The organism is Rhodobacter sp. 4.3.4, assembly GCF_058724655.1.
In genome coordinates this window covers 23,202-44,456 of sequence record NZ_JBZXDU010000003.1, presented here as the reverse complement: position 1 = coordinate 44,456, position 21,255 = coordinate 23,202, and the positions used below count along the sequence as shown (strand labels likewise).

At 64.1% G+C, this 21,255-nt stretch carries 22 protein-coding genes and 4 pseudogenes; 17 read left to right on the top strand and 9 right to left on the bottom strand.

What is annotated here, in order from left to right; translation table 11 throughout:
* Window positions 1–144 precede the first annotated feature (144 nt).
* Window positions 145–345, top strand: coding sequence for a hypothetical protein (locus AC4PTB_RS18290; protein WP_492192749.1), 201 nt, complete (start codon window positions 145–147; stop codon window positions 343–345).
* Here the strand turns inward: AC4PTB_RS18290 and arsJ are convergent.
* From arsJ to AC4PTB_RS18275, 3 genes are all read right to left on the bottom strand, one after another.
* The gene (arsJ, locus tag AC4PTB_RS18285) at window positions 342–1,580 is read right to left on the bottom strand and encodes an organoarsenical effux MFS transporter ArsJ (protein ID WP_492192748.1); all 1,239 of its coding nucleotides are present in this window, start codon (window positions 1,578–1,580) and stop codon (window positions 342–344) included. The genes AC4PTB_RS18290 and arsJ overlap by 4 nt on opposite strands.
* Window positions 1,581–1,658: 78 nt before the next feature.
* The gene (locus tag AC4PTB_RS18280; RefSeq protein WP_492192747.1) at window positions 1,659–2,666 is read right to left on the bottom strand and encodes an ArsJ-associated glyceraldehyde-3-phosphate dehydrogenase; all 1,008 of its coding nucleotides are present in this window, start codon (window positions 2,664–2,666) and stop codon (window positions 1,659–1,661) included.
* A gap of 3 nt (window positions 2,667–2,669) precedes the next feature.
* The gene (locus AC4PTB_RS18275) at window positions 2,670–3,506 is read right to left on the bottom strand and encodes an arsenate reductase/protein-tyrosine-phosphatase family protein (protein ID WP_492192746.1); all 837 of its coding nucleotides are present in this window, start codon (window positions 3,504–3,506) and stop codon (window positions 2,670–2,672) included.
* Between the two features lie 252 nt (window positions 3,507–3,758).
* Between AC4PTB_RS18275 and AC4PTB_RS18270 the strand changes: the two genes are divergently transcribed.
* The 8 genes from AC4PTB_RS18270 (at window position 3,759) to AC4PTB_RS18235 (ending at window position 11,151) form a co-directional block, all read left to right on the top strand.
* Window positions 3,759–4,676 carry a sulfurtransferase gene (locus tag AC4PTB_RS18270; protein ID WP_492192745.1) on the top strand — a complete coding sequence of 306 codons (918 nt, stop codon included), beginning with the start codon at window positions 3,759–3,761 and terminating at the stop codon, window positions 4,674–4,676.
* A 112-nt stretch (window positions 4,677–4,788) separates the two neighbouring features.
* The gene (locus tag AC4PTB_RS18265) at window positions 4,789–5,481 is read left to right on the top strand and encodes a TVP38/TMEM64 family protein (RefSeq protein WP_492192744.1); all 693 of its coding nucleotides are present in this window, start codon (window positions 4,789–4,791) and stop codon (window positions 5,479–5,481) included.
* A complete protein-coding gene (locus AC4PTB_RS18260; protein WP_492192743.1) occupies window positions 5,478–6,479 on the top strand; it encodes a lysylphosphatidylglycerol synthase transmembrane domain-containing protein in 1,002 nt (333 codons plus the stop codon). Before AC4PTB_RS18265 ends, AC4PTB_RS18260 begins: the two co-directional genes overlap by 4 nt.
* Before the next feature lie 3 nt (window positions 6,480–6,482).
* Complete coding sequence (locus AC4PTB_RS18255) at window positions 6,483–6,905, top strand: rhodanese-like domain-containing protein (protein WP_492192742.1); 423 nt, start codon at window positions 6,483–6,485, stop codon at window positions 6,903–6,905.
* Between the two features lie 10 nt (window positions 6,906–6,915).
* Window positions 6,916–7,563 (top strand): CDP-alcohol phosphatidyltransferase family protein, encoded by a 648-nt coding sequence (locus AC4PTB_RS18250; RefSeq protein WP_492192741.1) that lies wholly within the window; start codon window positions 6,916–6,918, stop codon window positions 7,561–7,563.
* The gene (locus AC4PTB_RS18245) at window positions 7,560–8,753 is read left to right on the top strand and encodes an ABC transporter substrate-binding protein (protein ID WP_492192740.1); all 1,194 of its coding nucleotides are present in this window, start codon (window positions 7,560–7,562) and stop codon (window positions 8,751–8,753) included. Before AC4PTB_RS18250 ends, AC4PTB_RS18245 begins: the two co-directional genes overlap by 4 nt.
* Complete coding sequence (locus AC4PTB_RS18240; protein WP_492192739.1) at window positions 8,750–10,438, top strand: ABC transporter permease; 1,689 nt, start codon at window positions 8,750–8,752, stop codon at window positions 10,436–10,438. Before AC4PTB_RS18245 ends, AC4PTB_RS18240 begins: the two co-directional genes overlap by 4 nt.
* Complete coding sequence (locus AC4PTB_RS18235; protein ID WP_492192738.1) at window positions 10,438–11,151, top strand: ATP-binding cassette domain-containing protein; 714 nt, start codon at window positions 10,438–10,440, stop codon at window positions 11,149–11,151. Before AC4PTB_RS18240 ends, AC4PTB_RS18235 begins: the two co-directional genes overlap by 1 nt.
* Here the strand turns inward: AC4PTB_RS18235 and AC4PTB_RS18230 are convergent.
* Together AC4PTB_RS18230 and AC4PTB_RS18225 are read right to left on the bottom strand one after the other, a co-directional pair.
* The gene (locus AC4PTB_RS18230; protein ID WP_492192737.1) at window positions 11,128–11,637 is read right to left on the bottom strand and encodes a hypothetical protein; all 510 of its coding nucleotides are present in this window, start codon (window positions 11,635–11,637) and stop codon (window positions 11,128–11,130) included. The two genes, AC4PTB_RS18235 and AC4PTB_RS18230, sit on opposite strands and share 24 nt — an antisense overlap.
* 87 nt (window positions 11,638–11,724) lie before the next feature.
* Window positions 11,725–12,816 carry a hypothetical protein gene (locus tag AC4PTB_RS18225; RefSeq protein WP_492192736.1) on the bottom strand — a complete coding sequence of 364 codons (1,092 nt, stop codon included), beginning with the start codon at window positions 12,814–12,816 and terminating at the stop codon, window positions 11,725–11,727.
* A 381-nt stretch (window positions 12,817–13,197) separates the two neighbouring features.
* Between AC4PTB_RS18225 and AC4PTB_RS18220 the strand changes: the two are divergent.
* The 5 genes and pseudogenes from AC4PTB_RS18220 to AC4PTB_RS18200 all read left to right on the top strand — a co-directional run.
* Window positions 13,198–13,443: pseudogene (locus AC4PTB_RS18220) on the top strand (transposase); the annotation flags it as partial.
* A 414-nt stretch (window positions 13,444–13,857) separates the two neighbouring features.
* The gene (locus AC4PTB_RS18215) at window positions 13,858–14,226 is read left to right on the top strand and encodes a toxin-activating lysine-acyltransferase (protein ID WP_492192735.1); all 369 of its coding nucleotides are present in this window, start codon (window positions 13,858–13,860) and stop codon (window positions 14,224–14,226) included.
* Window positions 14,223–14,357 carry a hypothetical protein gene (locus AC4PTB_RS18210; RefSeq protein WP_492192734.1) on the top strand — a complete coding sequence of 45 codons (135 nt, stop codon included), beginning with the start codon at window positions 14,223–14,225 and terminating at the stop codon, window positions 14,355–14,357. The genes AC4PTB_RS18215 and AC4PTB_RS18210 overlap by 4 nt, the downstream gene beginning before the upstream one ends.
* Window positions 14,358–14,505: 148 nt before the next feature.
* The gene (locus AC4PTB_RS18205) at window positions 14,506–15,180 is read left to right on the top strand and encodes a hypothetical protein (protein ID WP_492192733.1); all 675 of its coding nucleotides are present in this window, start codon (window positions 14,506–14,508) and stop codon (window positions 15,178–15,180) included.
* Window positions 15,181–15,298: 118 nt separating this feature from the next.
* Window positions 15,299–15,544 (top strand): annotated as a pseudogene (locus AC4PTB_RS18200) (transposase); the annotation flags it as partial.
* Between the two features lie 138 nt (window positions 15,545–15,682).
* Here AC4PTB_RS18200 and AC4PTB_RS18195 read toward each other — a convergent pair.
* A complete protein-coding gene (locus AC4PTB_RS18195; protein ID WP_492192732.1) occupies window positions 15,683–15,868 on the bottom strand; it encodes a hypothetical protein in 186 nt (61 codons plus the stop codon).
* Window positions 15,869–16,007: 139 nt separating this feature from the next.
* Between AC4PTB_RS18195 and AC4PTB_RS18190 the strand changes: the two are divergent.
* Window positions 16,008–16,221 (top strand): annotated as a pseudogene (locus tag AC4PTB_RS18190) (integrase core domain-containing protein); the annotation flags it as partial.
* Window positions 16,222–16,388: 167 nt separating this feature from the next.
* Window positions 16,389–16,817: a hypothetical protein gene (locus tag AC4PTB_RS18185; RefSeq protein WP_492192731.1), complete on the top strand. Its 429-nt coding sequence runs from the start codon at window positions 16,389–16,391 to the stop codon at window positions 16,815–16,817.
* Here AC4PTB_RS18185 and AC4PTB_RS18180 read toward each other — a convergent pair.
* From AC4PTB_RS18180 to AC4PTB_RS18170, 3 genes and pseudogenes are all read right to left on the bottom strand, one after another.
* Window positions 16,816–16,977 (bottom strand): annotated as a pseudogene (locus tag AC4PTB_RS18180) (transposase); the annotation flags it as partial. The gene AC4PTB_RS18185 and the pseudogene AC4PTB_RS18180 sit on opposite strands and share 2 nt — an antisense overlap.
* A gap of 579 nt (window positions 16,978–17,556) precedes the next feature.
* Window positions 17,557–18,489, bottom strand: a complete 933-nt coding sequence (locus AC4PTB_RS18175; RefSeq protein WP_492192730.1) for a DUF2493 domain-containing protein — start codon at window positions 18,487–18,489, stop codon at window positions 17,557–17,559.
* A 366-nt stretch (window positions 18,490–18,855) separates the two neighbouring features.
* Window positions 18,856–19,929, bottom strand: coding sequence for a DUF7146 domain-containing protein (locus tag AC4PTB_RS18170; RefSeq protein ID WP_492192729.1), 1,074 nt, complete (start codon window positions 19,927–19,929; stop codon window positions 18,856–18,858).
* On the opposite strand from AC4PTB_RS18170, the gene AC4PTB_RS18165 reads away from it, so the two are divergent.
* Entirely contained in the window at window positions 19,916–21,115 is a 1,200-nt protein-coding gene (locus AC4PTB_RS18165; RefSeq protein ID WP_492192728.1) for an IS256 family transposase, read from the top strand. The genes AC4PTB_RS18170 and AC4PTB_RS18165 overlap by 14 nt on opposite strands.
* Window positions 21,116–21,255: the final 140 nt, after the last annotated feature.

Below are 21,255 nucleotides of genomic sequence, written 5' to 3'. Positions count from 1 at the left end.
GCGATTCCTGTCCGGATTTCCGAACATGAAAAATCCGTTAATCGGGTCAACGGCTTGCCGCGTCGCGGCAGGCTGCCCAAGGTCGTAGATGCGGCCAAACGCCCGTTGCTACTCTGGGAGGAGGGAGAAACGGGAGGATACCCCATGAAGTGCAATCGGTTGGTCGATGTCGGCCGCCGCCAGTTTCTGCGCGGTGGCGTTCTGGGTGTGGCAGGGGCGGCGGCGGCAACGGTGCTGCCCACGGGGGCACGGACCGAAACACCGTGGGCGCTGCTCGATTACCCTGCGGCGAAGCTTGGAAATCTTGCCGATCTCAAGGTCGATGTGCCGGTCGACATCGGCTAGGCGAGCCTGCGCGCGGCCCACCAGCTTGCCGCCGCCATGGCGCCTGCGGTGGCAAGGCACAGCGCCAGCCCGCCGAGCTGGTAGCTCAGCCCCGACAAAAGCGTGCCGATCAGCCGCCCCGCCGCATTGGCCATGTAGTAAAAACCGACATCGCGGGTGATACGCCGCGCATCGCCAAAGGCGAGGATCAGATAGGAATGGACCGAGGAATTGACCGCGAAGACGAAGCCGAAGGCGAGCAACCCGATGAGCAGCGTTGCGGTCAGCCACGGCGCGGGCGCGGGGGCGATCAGCACCGCCGCCGACAGCGCGAAGGGGATCGGCACCAGATAGCCCGCCCAGGTGATGGCTTTTGCGGTAATCGCGGCCTCTGGCTGGGATTTCGCGCCCAGAAGCCGCGGCGCAAAGGCCTGCACCGCGCCATAAGCGATGATCCAGAGCGCCATGAAACCGCCGGTCAGAAAGAACGCCTCGCGTCGGCCCTCGGCGGTGCCGTCGGACAGAACCGCCTGAAAATAAACGGGAAGCCCGACGACGAACCAGACATCGCGGGCGCCAAAGAGGAACATCCGGGCCAGTGACAGCCGGTTCACCTGCGGGTTTTGCGACCGCCAGCCGCCCCAGACCTCTGAAGATTTCATCCGCCCGGGCAGGCCCCTGGGCAGGAAGGCCACGACCGCGATCAGGATCAGGGCCAGCAGCGCCGCCATGCCCCAGATCGCCGGTTTGAAGCCGACAAGCGCCAGCAAAGCAGCGCCAAGGAAGAAGCCGAGCCCCTTCACCGCGTTCTTTGAGCCGGTCAGCACCGCCACCCAGCGAAAAAGCCCGCCGTCCCCGCTGGGCGCCAGAAGCTTGACGGCGGATTTCGACGACATCTTCGCCAGATCCTTGGCCACGCCCGAGACGCCCTGCACCGCCATCACGAAAGCGACCGAGGCGGGGATCGACCAGCCGGGGTCAAGCTGCGTCAGCGCGACCAGTGCCGCGACCTGCAGGCCAAGCCCGCCGTAAAGCGTGGCGGCAAGGCCGAAGCGCGCCGCCAGCCAGCCCGCGCCAAGGTTGGTGGCAATGCCCGCGACTTCGTAAAGCAGGAACAGCCAGGCAAGTTGCACGGCGCTGAAGCCCAGCCCGTTGAACTGCAACAGCACCAGCATCCGCAGCGCGCCATCGGTGAGCATGAAGGCCCAATAGGCGGCGGTGACGGCGGCATAGGCGCGGATCGGATTGTCGGACATGGCGGGTTCCAGTTCGGGCCGCCGGGGGCTGTCTGCCCCCGGACCCCCGAGGATATTTGAAGCAAGATAAAAGGAATATCAGAGGCTTGCACTGACCATCCGGGCGATATCGGCCATCCGGCAGACATAGCCCCATTCGTTGTCATACCAAGCGTAAAGCTTCAGCTGCGTGCCGTTCACCACCATCGTCGAGGGGCCGTCGATCACCGCGGACCGCGGGTCGTTGGTGAAATCCGACGACACCAGCGGCCGGGTCTCGAAGCCGAGGATGCCCTTCAGCGGCCCCTCGGCGGCGGATTTGAGCAGGCTGTTCACGTCTTCGACCGTGGTCGGGCGCGCGAGTTCGAAGACGCAATCGGTCAGCGAGGCATTGAGCAGCGGCACCCGGACGGCATGGCCATTGAGCCGCCCTTTCAGCTCGGGATAGATCAGCGTGATCGCCGTGGCCGAGCCGGTGGTGGTCGGGATCAGGTTCATCAGCGCCGAGCGCGCCCGGCGCAAGTCTTTCGCGGGGCGGTCGACGATCGTCTGCGTGTTCGTCACATCATGCAGCGTGGTGATGGATCCGTGTTTGATTCCAAGCGCTTCGTGGATGACCTTCACGATGGGGGCCAGGCAGTTGGTGGTGCAGGAGGCCGCCGTGATCAGCCGCTGGCTGCCATCGTAAAGCGCGTGGTTCACACCATAGACGAGGTTCAAAGCGCCCGTATCCTTGACCGGCGCCGAGACGACGACCTTGCGCACACCGGCATCGAAATAGGGCTGCACCTTCGCCGCGGTCTTGAAATGGCCTGTGCAGTCCAGCACCAGATCGACGCCCAATTCCGCCAGCGGCAGGGCCTCAAGCGTCTTTTCCTGCGTCAGGGAAATGCGCTGCCCATCGATCATCAGCCCGCCTTCGGAGGCCGCAACGGGGGTCGGCCAGCGACCATGCACCGTGTCGAATTCCAACAGCAGCGCATGGGCCTCGGTATCACCCACCGCGTCGTTCAAAAGCACGATCTCGGCCCCCTGGCCCAGATCGACCAGCCGGCGCAGCAGCAGTTTTCCCATCCGGCCAAGGCCGTTGATCGCAAGTCTGGCCATGGCTCAGCCCTTTTCAAGCGTGATGCCGATCGCATCGATGCGGCTTTGCAGCGCAAGCCGGTCGAGCGTGTCGAAGGGCAGCGCGACAAAGGCGGCGATCCGCGCCCGCAGCGCGCCGTAGGTCTGCGCGAAGACGAGCGCCTTTTCCGCCTCGGTGCCGGTGGCCTTCACCGGATCGGGCAGGCCCCAATGCCCGGTAATCGGCTGGCCGGGCCAGGGCGGACACTCCTCGGCGGCGGCGGTGTCGCAGACGGTGAAGACGAACTCCATCCGTGGCGCGGCCGGGCCTTGGAATTCCGACAGATGTTTCGCGCGCAGCCCCTCGGTGTCATGGCCGTTGCGGCTCAGCACCGCGAGCGCGAAAGGGTTGATCGCGGTTCCGGGCCTTGTGCCTGCGGAATGGGCGGTGAACTTGCCCGCCCCCAGATCGCGCAGAAGCGCCTCGGCAAAGATCGAACGGGCGGAATTGCCCGAGCAGATGAAGAGCACGTTGAAACGGGGCTCAGACATAAGATGTGCCTTTTCATGAGGGGCTTTGGGCATCAGGTCGGGCCGGGCCCGACCCAGATCGAGGGCGAGATAGCCGATCAGGGATTCGGTTTTGTGAAGGTCGACGGCGTAGAACAGCGACCGCCCTTGCCGGGTGACCGTGACCAGCCCGCAGCCGGTCAGATCGGCCAGATGATGCGAGAGGGTGTTTGGCTTCAGCCCCAGCGCGACGGCGATGTCCGTCGGCCGCACGCCCCGCGGCGCAAAGCGCATGAGCAGCCGGAACACGGCTAAGCGGCCGGGATAGCCAAGGCAGGCGAAGCTGAGGGCGGATTCGATGTTCAGGCGCATGTTTTCCATATTTCCTGTATGGCGGAAATACAGCCGCGATCCAGTGAAGCTTTCATGACATCCGGATAACAGGCTGCCGCCGGAATGGCGGGACTATGCCCACTGATCGCTCTGCAAGAAAAATTTATCTCTCGCCTGCCGCTCGTCAGGGCCTTTCTTTCCTTCACACAGCCGCCTTTGGAATGGCATGTGGCAAGGGTCTGCGCGTATCCAAGAGACGACAAACATAGTCGTGATTAAGCGAGGATGACCATGATCCCTTCCGTTTCCAAATCCACCCGCCGCGTTTTCTTGCAGCTAGCCCTGGCGGCGACGGTGGTGGCCATCGTGCCCACGCATTTGCGTGCGGGTGATGTCGACCCGTCTCATTGGGTGATCGAAGCGGATCAGGCGCGCAAGCTCTTGGCGGAAGGTGCGCTCCTGATCGATGCCCGTGGGCAGGATCTGAAGGAGGACGCCCCGCTTCAGGGCGCGGCAGCCGTCATCTGGCAAGATTTCACCAATCCCGATCTGCCGGTGAAGGGGCGTCTGCTGGCCGATGACGCCGCGCTGACCGCCAAGCTGCAGGGGATCGGCCTGTCGAAAGGCGTGCCCGCCGTGGTGGTCGCCGACAGCGTCAACGGCTGGGGTGAGGATGGCCGCATCGTCTGGACTCTGCGCACGCTGGGCCATTCTGAAACCTTCCTCGTCAACGGCGGCATTGCGGCGCTGCTGGCCGGGGGAACGCCGGATCTGAAACCCGCCAAGGTGCCGGGTGATTTCACCGTTGCTCGCGACGAGGATTACGAGATCACCAAGGAGCAGCTCAAGGAGCTGATCGGCAAGAAAGACGTGACCATTCTCGATGTGCGGGAGCCGCGCGAATATGCCGGTGAAACACCCTATGGCGAAAGCCGCGGTGGCCATGTGCCGGGGGCGAAACACATCTTCTACAAGGATTTGCAGGACAGGGATGGGCGCGTTCTGACGGGGGATGCGCTCAAGGAGCGGCTCACGGCGCTTGGCATCGCGGCCGATACCCAGGTGGTGGCCTATTGCACCGGCGGTATTCGGTCGGGCTTCTTCACCTCGGTGCTGAATGATGCCGGCTACAAGGCGCGCAACTACGCCGGATCGATGTGGGAATGGTCGGCGCAAGACCCGAAGGACTACCCGCTTGTGACCGAATGATCTTTGCTGAGCGGCAAGCGGTAGGGCCTTCCTGCCGGTTGCCTACGTGATCAACACAACGAGCAGGCATATTCTTTCCATGAAACTGAACATTTCCCGGCGTAGCAGCCAATTGACCTTGCTTGTGCTTGTCGCCGCGGCGCTGGCCGGTCTGCTCATTCCCCAGTTGCGCGATGGCCTTGTCACGGCTGCGGGGATCTTGACACAGGCAGATCCGCAGGCCGCCATCACGGCGTTTCGCGATTATCTACTTGGCTTCGGCTTCTGGGCCCCGGTGGTTTCGACTGCGCTGATGGTGTTTCAGTCGGTCGCAGCCCCTTTGCCCGCCTTCGTGGTGACCTTCACCAACGGGCTTCTTTTCGGCTGGGTCTGGGGAGCGGTCCTGTCGTGGTCGGGGGCGATGCTGGGGGCGGCACTCTGCTTCTGGATCGCGCGGTCGCTGGGCCGCCCCGTGGTCGAGCGGCTTGTCGGAGGAAGCCGGACGCTTGAGGTGTCGGACCTGTTCTTTGCCCGCTGGGGCGAACGCGCGGTGCTGATTTCGCGACTTCTGCCTTTCGTCTCGTTCGACATCATCAGCTATGGCGCCGGACTGACCCCGATCACCTTCCCCCGCTTCTTGATCGCCACCGGGCTGGGGCAATTGCCCGCGACGCTGGTTTATTCCTATCTTGGGCAAAACCTGACCGGCTCGGTGCAGGTGCTGTTCTGGGTGTTTTCGATCACCGTGGCGCTGGCGGTGCTGGCCTCGGCGATCTGGCCGCGCGTACTGACACGGCTGCGCGCCAACCGGGAGGTGCGGGAATGACGACGACATCCGATCCGCGCAAGGAAAGACGCGCCCTGATCCTGCGCGCCGCGATCACGCTTGGACTGCTCGGGCTTTTGCTGTGGAACCTCGATTATTCCGATCTCTGGGCGCGGCTTGCCTCGCTGTCGCTGCCCTGGATTGCGGCCTCGGTTCTGGTCGTTCTGGCGGCCATCGCGCTGTCCGCGATGAAATGGGGGCTGATCCTGTGCAACCGCGGCTTTTGCATCGGCTATTGGCGCGCGGTGCGGCATTACTTCGTCGGGCTTTTCTTCAACAACGTGCTGCCGACCACGGTCGGGGGCGATGCGGTGCGCGCCTGGGAAACCACCAAGGACACCGGCGAAGTGCCCGAGGCCGTGGGGTCGGTGGTGACCGAGCGGCTGATCGCGGGCGTGGCGCTTGGAGTGACGGCGCTGATTGGCTTGCCCTTTGTCACGCTCGAGCCACGGCTGGTGCTGGCAGTGCTTGCCTTTCTGGTGATCGACGTGGCGCTGGTCGCGCTCTTCGTGCTGCCGAAGGTGGCCGAAACGGTGGTGGCCAAGCTGCTTCCCGGGCACGCCGCGGGAGGCACGATCACCGCGACCGTCGCGGCGGTGCGTGCAAGCTTTGCCGATCGCTGGCTGTTCATGCGCGTCTTTTTCTATTCGATCCTGTTTCAGATCCTTGTCGCGCTGGTCAACGCCTGCATCTTTCGCGCGATGGCGGTCGACGTCACCCTGGCACAGTGCATCGTCTTCACGCCGATGATCTTCACCATCACCATGCTGCCGATTTCGTTGTCGGGGCTTGGGGTGCGCGAGGCCGCATACTGGGTGTTCTTTGCTCAGGTGGGCGTCTCGCAAGCCGAAGCCGTCACCGCATCGCTTCTCTTCTTTTTCATCGTCGGCCTGACCAGCTTGCCGGGGGCACCGCTGTTCGTTCTGGGGCGTCGAAAATCGACGGCCTCCACCGTCACCGGTGCCACGGCCCAGACCCCTTCCGCACAAGAGGCTTGATCCATGACCCTTCCGCTGTCCGAACCCGCAAACCCGCTGCGCCGCCTTGCACTAGCCGTGATCGACCCCCCGCGTGAGCTCTGGAAACGGCTCGTCAACCTGACGCGCGGCGTGAGGGACATCTCGCCGCGTCAGGCCGAGGCGCTGATCCGCGACCAAAACGCCTTCGTGCTCGATGTCCGCGAGCCGCAGGAATTTGCCGCGGGGCATGTGAAGAATTCCCGGCTTATCCCGCTTGGAACCCTTTCGGCCCGGGTTCAAGAGCTTGAGCCTTATCGCGCTCGCCCGATCGTGGTGATCTGCCACGGCGGCAAACGCTCGGCCACCGCCTGTGCGCTGCTGGCCCGGCAGGGTTTCGAGAACACGTTCAACATCGCGGGCGGGATCCTGGCGTGGAAGAAGCAGGCCCTACCCGTGGTTCAGTAAGGGGGCGGGCGTGATCGACCGCTTTCTTTATCCGTTGCAGGAGCAGCTCTTGCGCCCAGTGGCGCGTTGGCTGGTGCGGCGAGGACTGACCGCCGATGGGCTGACGGTTGCGGGGTTTGTCCTTGGGCTTGTGGCCGTGCCACTATTGTGGGGCGGGTTTTACGGGGCGGCGCTTGTCGCCATCCTGCTCAACCGCCTGTTCGACGGGCTTGATGGCGCGGTGGCGCGGGTCGCGGGCCCCAGCGACCGCGGCGCATTTCTGGACATCAGCTTTGATTTCTTTTTTTACGCGACCATCCCCTTCGGCTTCGCCCTGGCCGATCCCAGAGCGAATGCGCTGGCGGCGGCGGCGCTTGTCACCGCTTTCGTCGGCACCGGCTCCAGTTTTCTGGCCTTTGCCATCCTGTCCGAGCGCCGCGGGATCGCACGCGACGCCTACCCCACCAAGGGAATCCAGTATCTTGGCGGCTTGACCGAAGGTGCCGAAACCATCGCGCTTTTTGTCGCGATGTGTCTTTGGCCCGCGCAGTTCCCCGCTCTGGCCTTTGGCTTTGCCCTCCTGTGCCTGATCACGATCGGGTTGCGCTGGCATCACGGCTGGGCCGTGCTGGCGGCCCCCGGTCCCTCCGCCCTGCCACATGAAAGACTTTCGAGATGATGAAAAGACTGACACTTTCCGCTTTGGCCCTGCTTCTTGCCGCGACCTCTGCCGGGGCCGAGAATTGGTCCGAAACTCTCGCCAAGGCGCGCGGCCAGACTGTTTACTGGAACGCCTGGGGCGGGGATGTGCGCACGAACGATTTCATCGCCTGGGTTGGAGATCAGGTCGCCGCGCACTACGGCGTGACGGTCAAGCAGGTCAAGCTGGGCGACACTAGCGAGGCGGTGACGCGGGTGATCGCCGAGAAGGCCGCGGGTAAAACCAGCGGCGGTTCGGTCGATCTGATCTGGATCAACGGGCCGAATTTCCTGTCGATGAAAAGCCAAGGCTTGCTTTACGGCCCCTTCGCCGAGACCTTGCCGAATGCCCGTTACCTTGATCTCTCGCCCGGCTCTGCGGCAACGGTCGATTTCACCATTCCGGTCGAGGGGCATGAATCGGCCTGGCGGCTGGCGCAATTCGTGTTCAGCTATGACAGCGCGCGCATTTCCGATCCGCCCCGAACCATTGCCGATTTCCCGGACTGGGCGGCGGCGCATCCGGGCCGGTTCACCCATCCCGACGCCAGCAACTTCATCGGCACCACCTTCCTGAAACAGGCGCTGATCGCGCTGGCCCCCGATCCTGCTGCGCTCGGCCAGCCCGCCACCGACGAAAGCTATGCCACGGCGACAGCGCCGCTTTGGGCCTGGTATGACCGGCTGCGGCCCAACCTTTGGCGCGCGGGGCGCGAGTTTCCCGCCAACGAGGTCGCGCAACAGCAATTGCTCGATGACGGTGAAATCGACATCACCATGGCCTTCGATCCGGCAGCCGCGGCGGCGGCGGTCGAACGGGGGCTGCTTCCGGAAAGCGTGCGGACCTATGCGCTGACCGGGGGCTCGCTGGGCAACATCAGTTTTGTCGCGATCCCCTTCAATGCCACGGCCAAGGAGGGGGCGCAGGTGGTGGCGGATTTCCTGCTTGATCCCGCAACGCAGGCGGAGGCGCAGGATATCCGTATTCTTGGCAGCTACTCGGTGCTTGACCACGGCAAGCTGGATGCGGCGCAGAAGGCCACCTTTGACGCTTTGCCTCAGGCGCCCGCACTGCCGCGCAGCGAGGACCTTGGGCGTCCCCTGCCCGAACCCCACCCCTCTTGGACAACGCGCCTTGCCGCCGATTGGGCGGCCCGCGTCGCGCAATGACCCCGGCCTTGGGGCGGGCGATCATCACGCTTCTGATCGGGGCGGGGTTTCTCCTGCCGGTGCTGGGAGGCTTGCGCGAAACGGCCTTGGCCGCCTTCGGCATCCTGCCGGCAATCGGTGCCGAGACGCCCAGCCTCGATCCTTGGCGCAACCTGTTTGGTTTGCCCGGGTTCTGGACGAGCCTGCGGCTGACACTGACCGTCGGGTTTGTCTCGACGGCGCTTGCTCTGGGGGCGGCACTGGCACTTGCGGCGGGGATGCGCGGGTCGGGGCTGTTGCGCCGGGCGCTGCCGATCCCGCTGGCCGTGCCGCATGTCGCCATGGCGATCGGGTTGGCCTTTCTTCTGGCGCCCTCGGGCTGGATTGCCCGGATGCTCAGCCCCTGGGCCACGGGCTGGATGGTTCCTCCCGATCTGGCAACGCTGCGCGACCCTTGGGGGCTTGGCCTGATCCTGGGACTGATCGTCAAGGAAATCCCGTTCTTGACCTTCGTTGCGCTGGCGGCACTGGATCAGGTGCCGCATCGCGCGCATCTGACCCTTGGCGCCGGCCTTGGCTATGCGCCTGCGACGGTCTGGCTCAAGGGGATCGTGCCACAGCTTTATCCGCAAATGCGGATGTCGATCTATGTCGTGCTCGCCTATGCGCTCTCCGTCGTCGATGTCGCACTGATCCTTGGCCCCGGCACGCCGCCGCCCCTGTCCGTGGCCGCGATGCGCTGGTTCACCGCCGCCGACACGCAGTTGCTTCTGCCCGCCTCGGCGGCGGCGCTGTTGCAGGCGCTGATCGTGGTGAGCGGCATCGGGATCTGGCTGCTGGCAGAGCTTGCCGTGGCGCGGCTTGGCCGGGTCTGGATTCGCGCTGGCGCGCGCCAAGGCATCGAGGCGCCGATGCTGGCCGTGCTTTTCGGCCTTGCCGCAGCGGTGGCCTTGGTTGCAACGCTCGCCCTTTGCGCGCTGTCGCTTTGGTCCGTAGCCGGACCTTGGCGCTTTCCGCAGGTCTTGCCCGCCGAGGTCAACTTCGAGATCTGGGCCCGCACCGCCGCGCGCTGGCAGGGGCCGCTTTTCGAGACGCTATTGATCGGGGGACTTGCAACCGGGGTCTCGCTTGCGCTCGCCATTCTCTGGCTCGAAATCGAAGATCGGCGCGGTCGCCGTGGCGGATGGCTGCCATGGACAATCTATCTGCCGCTCTTGCTGCCGCAAATCGGATTTCTCTACGGGCTCAACGTGGCGTTCATGCGCCTGGGCGTGAACGGCACGCGGGCGGCGGTGGTCTGGGCGCATGCGCTTTTCGTCTTTCCCTATGTCGTTCTGACGCTGCGCGACGCCTGGCACGCGCTCGACCCGCGGCTTGCGCGCACTGCCGCGGCTTTGGGGGCAAGCGCGTGGCGCATCCTATTCAAGGTCAAGCTGCCCCTTCTGTTGCGCACCGTGCTCGCCGCGATGGCGGTGGGATTCTCGGTCAGCGTGGCGCAATATCTGCCGACGCTTTTCATCGGCGAGGGGCGGATCACCACCCTGACAACCGAAGCAGTTGCGCTTTCGGCCGGGGCCGACAGGCGCGTCGCCGCGATTTGTGCCGCGCTGCAGGCACTTCTGCCGGCGCTCGTTTTCGCGCTATCTCTTCTGGGACCGCGGCTTCTTCAACAGGGCCGCAACACGTTCCGCACGGGGGCGGCCTGATGGACCTGGCGCTGCAAGACATCACGATCTTTCTTCCCGAGCCGCCGGTCCGAGGCAGTCTTTTGCGACGCGCCGGTCGATCTGCGTTGCAACCTTTGATTGCGGCCTTCAACCTTCGCATCGCCCCGGGCGAGGTGGTCGCCCTGATGGGGCCGAGCGGAAGCGGAAAATCGACGCTGCTTTCCTTCATCGCAGGAAGTCTTGGCGGGGAATTCCGCGCGTCTGGCCGGGTGCTTGTTGGCAGTCGCGATTTGACCGCATTGCCTCCAAGGACGCGTCGGATCGGCATCCTATTTCAGGATGATCTGCTGTTTCCGCATCTGTCGGTTGGCGACAATCTGGCCTTTGGGCTTCCGGCAGAGGCGCCGCGTCCCGAACGCAAGCGCCTCATTCTGGAGGCTTTGGACGAAGCCGGGCTTGCGGGCTTTGCGGCGCGAGATCCGGCCTCTCTGTCGGGCGGGCAACGCGCACGCGTCGCGCTTTTGCGCACGCTTCTTTCGCAACCCCAAGCGCTTTTGCTCGACGAGCCCTTCAGCAAGCTCGACATGGCGCTGCGTGACGGCATGCGCCGGTTCGTTTTTGATCTCGCCGCTCGGCGCAATCTTCCGGTGTTGCTCGTCACGCACGATCTTGCGGATGCCGCCGCGGCACATCGCAGGATTTCGGATTGGGGAGCCTTTCCGGAGTGTTCAGCAGCCAAGTTTGTATCGTGAAGCGTAAACTCCACAAACAGACGCAAGGTCTCGCAGGTCGTGACCACCGATGGTGCGGAATGCAGCCTTGAAGGCCTCGGAGCGCAGCGCCGACAGTGTTATTTGCGGATTGCTCCACTTTCCCGAGAAATCGAAAACGTCAGCTATCCCAGTTTTCTGCAATTGCAATGCTGCACCCCCACTATCTGCAAGACACCCGTCGTGCCTGCACCAAGCTATGCGCCGCGCCCCACGCGACCAGCGGCTATAGGCGGGCTTGCACCGTCGCTGCGCCGTGCCTGAACGGCTGTTTTGGCGGCATACGCCGGGAGTGGTGACCGGCAGGTAAGGGCCGAACGCGTCGATCGATTCGTCGTCGCGGAGGGCGTAAAGCGGCCCGTGAGGTTGCGGCATTTCTGGCGCAGCAAATCCGCGATAGCGGTCGTTCGCACCTTGCCAAAAGAGCGACGTACTGCGCAGGAAGCGGACATCGCTTCTCATCAGCATGTTTCTATCTCGCCAAGTGTTCGCGGGCCATTTCGAATCCACCCCGCCCATTGTACGCACATGCCAGCATTATCGCTTCAGCCAAGTTCAAGGCGCGGGCACTACGTCGGGCGCCGTACCGCTACGAACCGACAGCAACATGACCCTCTCGGGCGTCAAGCCAAAGCCCGCCGATTTACCGGAAAAATAGAGCGTATCGCCGGGCTTTGCCCGCTCGGCGATGTTAACCGGCATGTGGCACAGGTCGAAGCGGCGCCCGGTCTCAGGGTCGAGCTCGATCACCACCTTCGCCCCGCAGAACTTGAGGCCCGACATCGGCCTCGCGGAAATCACCCAATAAGACCGCGCCTCGGGTTTCGCATCGCCCAAAGCATTGGCCAGGATCGGCAAGCCGCGTTCCGGCAAGGCCAGGCAAACAAGCCCGTTCACCGCAATAACCAAAAGCAGAAATGGTCCTTTCGCCCGGAGATGGTCGATCAGCGTCCGGCCCTGCGTTATCGGTCGTGTCGCGATATGCAAACCGAGCGGCAGCGACGCCAGAAAAGCGCTCAAAAGGAGATATTCGCGATTGGCTTCAACAATCGTGGGGTCGGGAATGACACGGCCAAACAGGAACGCATAGGCGGAGAACAAGCCGAGCAGAACGTTTGCGATAATCAGGGTCCGGAACGCGCCGCGCAGGACCGGGGGCAGCTGAGGTGGCGCGTGGACGATCTGCGGCTTGGGACGGGGCGGCGGTGCCTGGACGCCCTTGGGGTAGGCGAGGCCAGGATAGATGAAGACGAGGCAGAAGAGCATGGCGAAGATCAGCGTCATCGAGAAAAGCGCCCCGCGCGGCAGGACGCCGAACAGCAGAGCTTCCGGTCTCATCAGCAAGACGGCATAGCCGAGCAGAAGGGTGAGCAGCACCAAGCTTGCGCCGAAACGGATCGGGCCGAGCAGATCGGGCCTTGCGCCACGCTCGACGAACTGGCGCAACATGCTCGGCATCAAAAACAACAGACAGGTCAGAAAAGCCACAAGCGCCATCGTGCCTACGATCAGAGCCCGGGAGGGATCGCCGTGCAGGACGTGGATAATAGCGACACGAACCCCCGCCCATGCGATCCCGAACAGCGCAAGCCCGGTGACCACCGAGACCGACGCGGTGAGGAGGGAAATATACTTTGCGCTACGCATTAAAAAAAACTCTCACATACCCTGTTATGCGAGCCTTTACGATGATCTGGGCGAAAGTGTGGCCCAAAGCATTCAATCCCTAACCCCACGCGCAGCTTAAATATCCGGTCGTGGAGTGCGGCAAACGACTGGTCCGCGCCCGAAGTCATACTGCGCGCAGCTTTGCGCTGCGCCCCGTACGTGCATCTGTTCAGGGCTGCGTACCCCGTCGCTGCGGCATGATCCAGTGGCCGCTTCCGTGGCATCCGCCAGGAGGGCCGACCAGCGGCAAAGGGCCGGGTAGGTCGACGCGGCGGCGCGGCCCTCAAGAACGGATGCTTTCCCGCTGAGTGGTGTAGGTTCTGGCTGCGTTGTCCATCGGGTTTCTCGGTAGGGTCGGGTTACATGACCTTTCCCGCCCAGCACCGCGCGAAGCTGCACTCGACGAATCCAATTGAACGCCTGAACGGCGAAATCAAGCGGCGGACCGATGTCGTCGGGTTCTTCCCAAACGAGGCCTCGATCCGGAGATTGGTCGGCGCGATCCTGATGGAGCAGACCGAGGAATGGACTGTCCAGAGAGGCCGCTACATGACGCTGGAGACGCTCGCGCCCGTCTGCGATGATGTCGTGGTCAGCCTGCCTGCTGCGCAGCTCGACTCACCTGCTCGGCCCGCATGTGAGCGCGAGGCCCACCGCCAGCTACACCATTGGCTGGGACAGCATCTCGAGGGGCCAACTACCGCCTCAAGGCCCATGCGGATCTGATCCCGGAGCATGTGCGCTCCCTCGCCCGAATCATCCCGCCTGTCGCACAGAAACGCCGCGGACGACCGCCAAAAACGGGAGGATCGATCACGCGCACGGCTGATCACCGGCGCCCGAAACTGGGGAATTTTACTCCGGCAACTCTGGGGAAACTTCCATCAGCATTGACAGTTGCCAGCCATCTGATGAGGCGATTAACTGTTCACGTACCTATGACTAAGGAGTGTGAGAGTTGACCTCAGCCGACAAGACCACCGACGGCCAAGCCGCAGTTCCCCCTCCATCCCCCCTGAAATGCTGGAAAAGATCGGCACCCTGCGCGCGCAGGTCCGTGAAAGCTTTGGCAAGGTGGTGATGGCGCTGATGGGCCTGCCGCGCTATCGCCACCAGACGCTGGCCGACCTGCACCCCCTGGTGCTGGAGCCGCTGATCCGCGACCGCATCGCCATCGCCCATCCCGCCAACACCGAGCGCAGCGCGCTGGTAGACATTTCCGGCTTCGCGATCTGGGCTAGCGTTTCGGAAGAGGTGGATGCCAAGATCCGAGAGCAGATCAAGACCGGCACCTGGCCAATCCGCCTGAAGGCGGAGGACTGGACCAGCGGAGACATCAACTGGTTGTTCGATGTGGTGCCCCTGACCGCGCCATGGCAGGCCGGGTGATCGCCAATTTCCGGCAGGTCGTGAAGGAAGGCGAACTCAGGATGCGTCCCCAGATCGTTGGTCTGATTGAAAAGGAAATGCTGGAGAAGATCAAGCCGCCCGCAGATCCTTCCCAACCACCATCGAATTAGAGTAGCTCTGAAACTTCCTTGGGGTTTTGCCCATGACTCACATTGCGTTTGAGCTCCATCAACCCATCATCGGGAAGAACGTGTTCTATACCATGGCCGGTTATAATCCGTGGCTCTGCGGTCCTTCGCCGTCCGGGGGCCTGGCCCCATGATCCTGCGTCTGGCCCTTTTCCTGCTGCCGGTTCTGGCGCTTTCCGGCTGCACGCAGCATTTTGCCTGGCACCAGAAGCTGACGGTGACCGTTGCAACACCTGCGGGCGGGGTTTCCGGCGCCTCGGTAACGGCGGTCGAGGTAGATGGGTTCGACGGGCTCTTGCCCGATGGCGGCGATGTCGAAAGCCGCCTTAGGGGCGAGGCGGTGGTGGTTCAGGTCGCGCCGGGGCGGTATCTTTTCGTGCTGCTGGCCGGGGCACTTGGCTGGGCCGATGCGGCCTATGGGCTGGGCGGGCCAGGTACGGTGTTTGAAGAGAACATGCGCGCGGTCGAGGCGCAGGTTGGCAAACCACCGGTGGCCCTGCCGCCCAAGGCCTGGCCGCTGATGGTCACCTTTACCGATATCAATGACCCCAAAAGCGTGCAGCGAGTGGACCCGGACAACCTTGCCGCCAGCTTCGGGCCGGGGGTGAGTTTGAAGGCGGTGACGCTGGCCATAACGGACGAGCCGGTGACGGAGGGGAAGGTGGAGGCGGTGTTGGGGTGGCTTGCGGCCTACAACAAAAGCCAATGGCGTTTGAACGGTGAAAGATGCATTGCCTGCCCGATCTCAAGTGCGCGTCTAGCTGACCTGATAGATTCTTCTGATTTCCTACTTTGGGGTAAATAGTTCGGCCTGAACAACCGCGAAGCCCGTGATTTCCTGCGCAGAAGTGGCGGTTTTTCTCGCCATGTCCTGCAGGGTTTCCTATGATTCCACTCGAAACCCTGCAAATTCGGTCCGCCGCATGAAGCGTCGCTCCCGCCCGCCGGAACAAGACGACCTGCTGCGTCCGCGCCTTGTCGACATGATCGACCCGCGCCACGAGTTGGTGAAACTCGCCGCGCGGATCGAATGGGAGGTGTTCGAGGAGCGATGGTCCGGGTTCTTCCCCTCGGCCACCGGCCGCCCGGCCTCGCCGCCCCGGTTGGTCGCGGGGCTGCTCTATCTGCAGCATGCGTTTCGGCTCTCGGACGAGGCCGTCGGACAAAGAACCTTCTTCGGCGCCTAAGTCGGTCCCGAGGCTCTGGCACGGCTGCGCGCCGGGCAGGCGCGACTGACCGACAACTACGCGCATCCCGATCACGATATTTCAGACGTCAAGCTCGATCAGATCAGCCCCGCCTGAACCCTACCAACCCTTCAAATCCAGCCAGGCCTGCACCAGCGGATCGCCCAGCTTGGCGCGGTTCTCGTCGAGCAGCGGCGCGCCGATCAGCGCGCTCTGCGCCATCCGGTCCGAGAACCGCGAGATTCCTAGCCCCGCCCCGGCGGCAGTTTCGCGGCTGCGGCGGCCGCAGTCCCGGGCGACGCCCATGTCGAGGAACGTTTGCGGCCGTAAGCCGCACTGTCATATCCACGGCAGGCTGCCAACGTCAGCCTTCAAGACACTCGCCAAAGACGGCACGAACATCAGAACGATGATTCCGCGCGGAGAAAACCAGGTGCCGCGACCCAACAAGGAGATCTTTGACAGTCTGCGAGATGCCCGCTGAAAGCTGGCCCTGTGGCGGTACGACGACAACCACGACAGGCCGCATTCCTCGCAGGGCAATCACCCCCCCCCCGGCAGAAGCGCGACGAGCGCTTGAGCAATCTGAGGGCTCTGCGCCCGGCGCGCTTGCCCAACCCGAAACCAATCACTATCAACCTCAAGGACTCTCGTCCTGAACAAGGGACGACCGGGGCAGGTCAGGGGGCGAGCACGAGGCCCGGTCACGTCCCGGTTGTGTCCACGATCAATGGTCGCTCCGCCACTGAAACAATTTACAACACCGCAACGGGAGGTTCATAATCAGCCAGAGCCAGAAAATCACCGACGAAATCGGGAAAATTCTTTGGAGCATCTTTCCGCCAGACGTGAAGACCGTTGTTTTCTCGGCAAGCTTCGACTCGGGGGGCACGGTTCGACACTGGAATGGCTCGACGAAGCCGGCAAGCGCATCGGGCCGATGGGCGCCAAATCAACGCCTTTCGACCCCATGCGCGCAATTGAAAGGCTTGGGCTCGACCTCCAGCGCACCCCGCCTTTCGACCACCAGCCCTTCACGCATATGCGTGTCGAGCTGACGGACAAGGGCAAGATGAACATCAATTTCGCCCATATCCCGGACTGGGACAGTTGGACCGGCATCTTCATGCGCGGGGTAAGTGATCTTTCCGAAGAGGAAGCCCGCAACCCGGCACTGAGCCACACCTGGGGTGTCACCCTCGAGCATTGGCAAAAATGCCGCGCACGGCGTGAGCAGGAACCCTACAGCAAGTGACGCGCCGAATGGCCTCGTCATTCGGGAAGATGCCGATGGCGTCGGCGCGCTGCTCCACCTCGCGGTTCACCCGCTCCAGCGGGTTCGTGCTGGCGATCCGGGTCCAGTGTTTCTGGGGGCAAGACATGCAGGCAAGGACGCCATCGTGGGAACCGTCCATCGGCGTTGATGATGTGACCGCCCCCCGACGGCATCGATGTGCCAAGGTGGGTCTGCGAGGATCCACGGAGGGGAGCGGTCACATCATCAACGCCGGGATGATCGAAAAGAACCACGCGCACGTGCGTCTCGTGAGAAAGAACGCAAACTCTTCGAAGTGGAGGTGCAGCGCGGTCTGAGCCTGCCGCTCGACACATGGGAGCCCTTGGCAGAGTCTGCGGACTTCACCAGAGACGCGCGAAACCACCTGCTCTCCATCTTGCAAGCCGACAGCGGCAAAATTCGCTGATGCAGCTGATGCGCCATCCCTTGGTTCGGCGCGATCTGCACGCAGCCGTGCGGCGGCTCAATGAGGTCGATGCGCTCGTTGCCGACATCGTAGCCAATCCGCGGTCCGGAATGCGCCTCGATGGGCCGCTCGACGGGTGGCTGGTTCGAGACGGAGGCCGCGGTCACAGGATCACGATCGTTTCAAATCCGATCTCGAGGCGAGCCGTCTTTACATCGCGCTGGTCGCGTTTGGCAGTCAGGATTGGATAACCCAAGGCCCGGACCGTAAGGCCTTCGAAGATTAGGGGGCTCACGCCCCCTTCTCGAACTTCACGACCGGGATGCCGAGCTTCTTGGCTTTGTCAGCGAGGTTCTCCTGGATGCCGTTGCCCGGGAAGACGAGGACACCCACCGGCAGCACATCCAGCATCGCGTCGTTGCGCTTGAAGGGCGCGGCCTTAGCGTGCTTGGTCCAGTCAGGCTTGAAGGCCACCTGCGTGACGCCTCGCGCCTCAGCCCATTTGGCGGCGATGAGTTCTGCGCCCTTTGGGCTACCCCCGTGCAGAAGCACCATGTCGGGATGCTTGGTCCGGACCTGATCGAGCTTGCCCCAAATCAGGCGGTGATCGTTGAAGTCGGTCCCGCCGGTGAGGGCAACCTTGGGGCCAGCTGGCAGCATCACCTCGGTTTCCGCGCGGCGCTTGGCGGCCAGAAAATCGCGGCTATCGATCAGTGCGGCGGTCATGTGCTGGCGGTTCACCATCGAGCCGGTGCGGGGCCGCCAAGTCGATCCCGTGTGATGAGAGAACTCGGTCGCGGCGTGATCGCGCATCATGTCCATGCAGTTGCGCCGCTCAATGAGGGTCAGGCCTTCTGCCGTCAGGCGCTCGAGTTCGGTCGATTTCACCTCGGAGCCGTCCTGCTCGCGCTGGAGGCGGCGCTGCGCCTGCTCGTTCTCGTCCAGCGACCGCTCGATCCGGGCCGTGGCGCGGTGGAAGAGGTTGACCTGGCCCCAGAGCACCTCTTCGAGGTCGGGTTCCATGCGGGTGTCCTCAAGGGTCGCGACGAGGGCATCGAAGATGTCGGCGACGGCAACCGCAAGGCGCTGCCCATCGGGCATCGGGCGCGGATCGGGCTCGTCGAAGGGACGGTAGCCATAGAGCTGCAGCTCTTCGAGCGCATGGGCGGTCTGGGAAACGGTTTGGGCGGGTTCATAAGCATCGTCGTGGGTGTGGAGCGTCATCGGTTTCTTGCCTCCGGGCCTGTCTCGTCCGCGCGTCATCCCGCGCGGCCTTCATGGGCAGCGAAATGCCGTCACTGGGGACGCCCATTCACCCCCGCCCTCGGGGGCCGGAACGCATGTGGAGGAGGACGGGGGGCGGCTGATTTGTCTCGCGATGCAAAGGCGGCTTTGCCGCCGGCGGAAATCAGTCGCCCCCCGTCCTTGAAGGGGCGGCACCTTTGACGGCCGCCTGCCCATCTCTTGAAGGCCGTGCGGGTGACGGGTGGATGAGCAAAGCCCGGAAAGAGGCAGAGACGACGGTCCAGAACCGCAACAGGGATGCATGCCCCCTGCCCCACGCTCCCAGACCGCCCTGCACGACGCAGCTCAGGGAAAGAGCCGCCGCCGATCCACAGGCCCGATTTGACCAGCCAGATGCGCGCGCAGCGCCACCTTGCCGTTCGCCCGAAGATCATCGTTGAAATCCCCAAGACGCGGCTCGAGCACATGGCAAGCAATCCCGGCCTCGATGGCTCTGGCGCTCAACCTCTCTGCCGCGCGCCGCCCGGCCGGATCGCGGTCGATGGCGATGTAGAGACGCTGCAGCCCCTCGGGCAAGAGAACGGCCCCGAGGTGACCGGCCGACAGCGCCGCCCAGACAGGAAGGCCCGGCACCGCCTCGCGCAAGGACAGCATGGTCTCGATGCCCTCGCCGACCACGAGGATGTCATCCTGCGGGGTGAGTCGGACGGCATTGCCCAGAAGGTGACCCATGGCACGCCGCTGCGTCTTGACAGCCGCCTTGCCCCTGCCGTCCGGCGCAAGCCAGGTCCGATGCACCCCCTGCAAGCCCCCTGCCCCATCGGTGACCGCGGCGATCAGCGCCGGTCTGGGAATGCTCCGGGTCTGGCCATCCTCCCGATGCCAGCACTTCGGGTGGAAGCGCAGGGCGCTTGTCAAACCGCCTTGGGTCAGGCCCCGGGAGCGGAGATAGGTGTCTGCAAGCGTGCTTGGCACCGGCACCGAGGCCGCAAAAAGCCGCGCTGCGGACGCGGGCGTACCGCCGGGCTCCTTCGCTTTCCTCGGCTTCGGTGGTTCCGGAAGAACCGGCTGCGGACGGCCAAGATGGGCGCGGGCTTCGGCCAGAAGATCGGGAAAGCGGGAGATCCCGGTTCGTGCACGGATGATGTCGAGAAGATCGCCGTGCTCGCCAGTTGCGCCATCGGTGAACTTTCCTGCGGCGCCTGGCCCGAACGGGGTGCCGGTCAGACGCACGAAGAGAGATCGTCCGGGGTTGTTTTGTAGATCGCCCACGATCCAGTAGGAGCCTTCCCGCCGCCCGGCGATGCTGTCCCTGAGCGTGGTGTAGGTTCTGGCGGAGGTGGTCACCGGCGATGTTCCGGTAGGGTCTGGTTGCTGACACCAACCTGGACCGGAGATTTCACCGATGACCACCGACATGATGAACCTGCGCGACCTCGTCGAGAAGACCCCCGACGCTGATCTGCTGCGCGAGATGATTGGCTTCGCCGCCGAGCGGCTGATGGAACTGGAGGTCGGCGCCGTGACGGGCGCGGCCTATGGCGAGAAGGACCCGGGCCGGCGGGCGCAACGCAACGGGTATCGCGACCGGGATTGGGAGACGCGGGCTGGGACGGTCGAGCTGCGCATTCCGAAGCTCCGGAAGGGCAGCTACTTCCCGGGCTTTCTCGAACCCCGGCGGATGGCCGAGAAGGCCCTGACGGCGGTGATCCAGGAGGCCTACGTTCAAGGCATCTCGACGCGGTCCGTGGACGATCTGGTCAAGGCGATGGGCATGTCGGGGATATCGAAGAGCCAGGTCAGCCGCCTGTGCGAAGAGATCGACGGCAAGGTGAAGGCCTTCCTCAACCGTCCGCTGGAAGGCGACTGGCCCTACCTGTGGATCGACGCCACCTACCTCAAGGTCCGGCGCGGCGGGCGGATCGTGTCGGTCGCCGTCATCATCGCCATCGGGGTGAACACGGACGGGCGGCGCGAGGTTTTGGGTTTGGACATCGGCACTTCCGAGGCCGAGCCGATCTGGACGGAGTTCCTGCGCAAGCTGACCCGGCGCGGCCTTCGGGGCGTGAAGCTGGTCATCAGCGACGCCCACGAGGGCATCAAGGCGGCCGTCTCGAAGGTTCTCAGCGCCACCTGGCAGCGCTGCCGCGTCCACTTCCAGCGCAATGCCCTTGCCCATGCCGGAAAGAGCGGACGCAGGGTCGTCTCGGCCTTCATCGCCACCGCCTTCGCCCAGGACACCGCCGAGGCCGCCAGCACCCAGTGGCGCGCCGTGGCCGATCAGATCCGACCCAAGGTGCCGAAGCTGGCCACTCTGATGGACGACGCCGAACACGACGTGCTGGCCTACATGTCCTTCCCCAAAGAGCACCGGGCCAAGCTCCACTCGACCAACCCGATCGAGCGGCTGAACGGCGAAATCAAGCGGCGCACCGACGTCGTCGGCATCTTTCCAAACGACGAAGCCATCATCCGCCTCGTCGGCGCGCTGCTCCTCGAACAGAACGATGAATGGGCCGTCCAGCGGGCACGATACATGACGCTGGAAACCATCGCACCGATGGGCGATGATCCCGTCATCAGCCTGCCCGCCGCGGCATCCTGATCAAGCAGGCCCGCGCCGAGCATCACGGTGGCGATCAGCGCTAGCTACACCACGCCGTGGGACAGCATCCGCCCGGCGGGAAGATAATGGCGACAAACGCTTTCCGCATTTTGCGCGAGATCGCGCCGCAGGTCTTCGAT

Bases quoted from the DNA above. Each gene is read 5' to 3' on its own strand.
- AC4PTB_RS18270 (WP_492192745.1), top strand. From the start codon at position 3,759: ATGATCCCTTCCGTTTCCAAATCCACCCGCCGCGTTTTCTTGCAGCTA.
- AC4PTB_RS18245 (WP_492192740.1), top strand. From the start codon at position 7,560: ATGATGAAAAGACTGACACTTTCCGCTTTGGCCCTGCTTCTTGCCGCG.
- AC4PTB_RS18255 (WP_492192742.1), top strand. From the start codon at position 6,483: ATGACCCTTCCGCTGTCCGAACCCGCAAACCCGCTGCGCCGCCTTGCA.
- AC4PTB_RS18230 (WP_492192737.1), bottom strand. From the start codon at position 11,637: ATGCTGATGAGAAGCGATGTCCGCTTCCTGCGCAGTACGTCGCTCTTT.
- AC4PTB_RS18260 (WP_492192743.1), top strand. From the start codon at position 5,478: ATGACGACGACATCCGATCCGCGCAAGGAAAGACGCGCCCTGATCCTG.
- AC4PTB_RS18290 (WP_492192749.1), top strand. From the start codon at position 145: ATGAAGTGCAATCGGTTGGTCGATGTCGGCCGCCGCCAGTTTCTGCGC.
- AC4PTB_RS18240 (WP_492192739.1), top strand. From the start codon at position 8,750: ATGACCCCGGCCTTGGGGCGGGCGATCATCACGCTTCTGATCGGGGCG.
- AC4PTB_RS18280 (WP_492192747.1), bottom strand. From the start codon at position 2,666: ATGGCCAGACTTGCGATCAACGGCCTTGGCCGGATGGGAAAACTGCTG.
- AC4PTB_RS18170 (WP_492192729.1), bottom strand. From the start codon at position 19,929: ATGTCGGTGGTCATCGGTGAAATCTCCGGTCCAGGTTGGTGTCAGCAA.
- AC4PTB_RS18195 (WP_492192732.1), bottom strand. From the start codon at position 15,868: ATGGGCGTCGCCCGGGACTGCGGCCGCCGCAGCCGCGAAACTGCCGCC.
- AC4PTB_RS18165 (WP_492192728.1), top strand. From the start codon at position 19,916: ATGACCACCGACATGATGAACCTGCGCGACCTCGTCGAGAAGACCCCC.
- AC4PTB_RS18275 (WP_492192746.1), bottom strand. From the start codon at position 3,506: ATGCGCCTGAACATCGAATCCGCCCTCAGCTTCGCCTGCCTTGGCTAT.
- AC4PTB_RS18215 (WP_492192735.1), top strand. From the start codon at position 13,858: ATGCTGGAAAAGATCGGCACCCTGCGCGCGCAGGTCCGTGAAAGCTTT.
- AC4PTB_RS18235 (WP_492192738.1), top strand. From the start codon at position 10,438: ATGGACCTGGCGCTGCAAGACATCACGATCTTTCTTCCCGAGCCGCCG.
- AC4PTB_RS18225 (WP_492192736.1), bottom strand. From the start codon at position 12,816: ATGCGTAGCGCAAAGTATATTTCCCTCCTCACCGCGTCGGTCTCGGTG.
- arsJ (WP_492192748.1), bottom strand. From the start codon at position 1,580: ATGTCCGACAATCCGATCCGCGCCTATGCCGCCGTCACCGCCGCCTAT.
- AC4PTB_RS18175 (WP_492192730.1), bottom strand. From the start codon at position 18,489: ATGACGCTCCACACCCACGACGATGCTTATGAACCCGCCCAAACCGTT.
- AC4PTB_RS18205 (WP_492192733.1), top strand. From the start codon at position 14,506: ATGATCCTGCGTCTGGCCCTTTTCCTGCTGCCGGTTCTGGCGCTTTCC.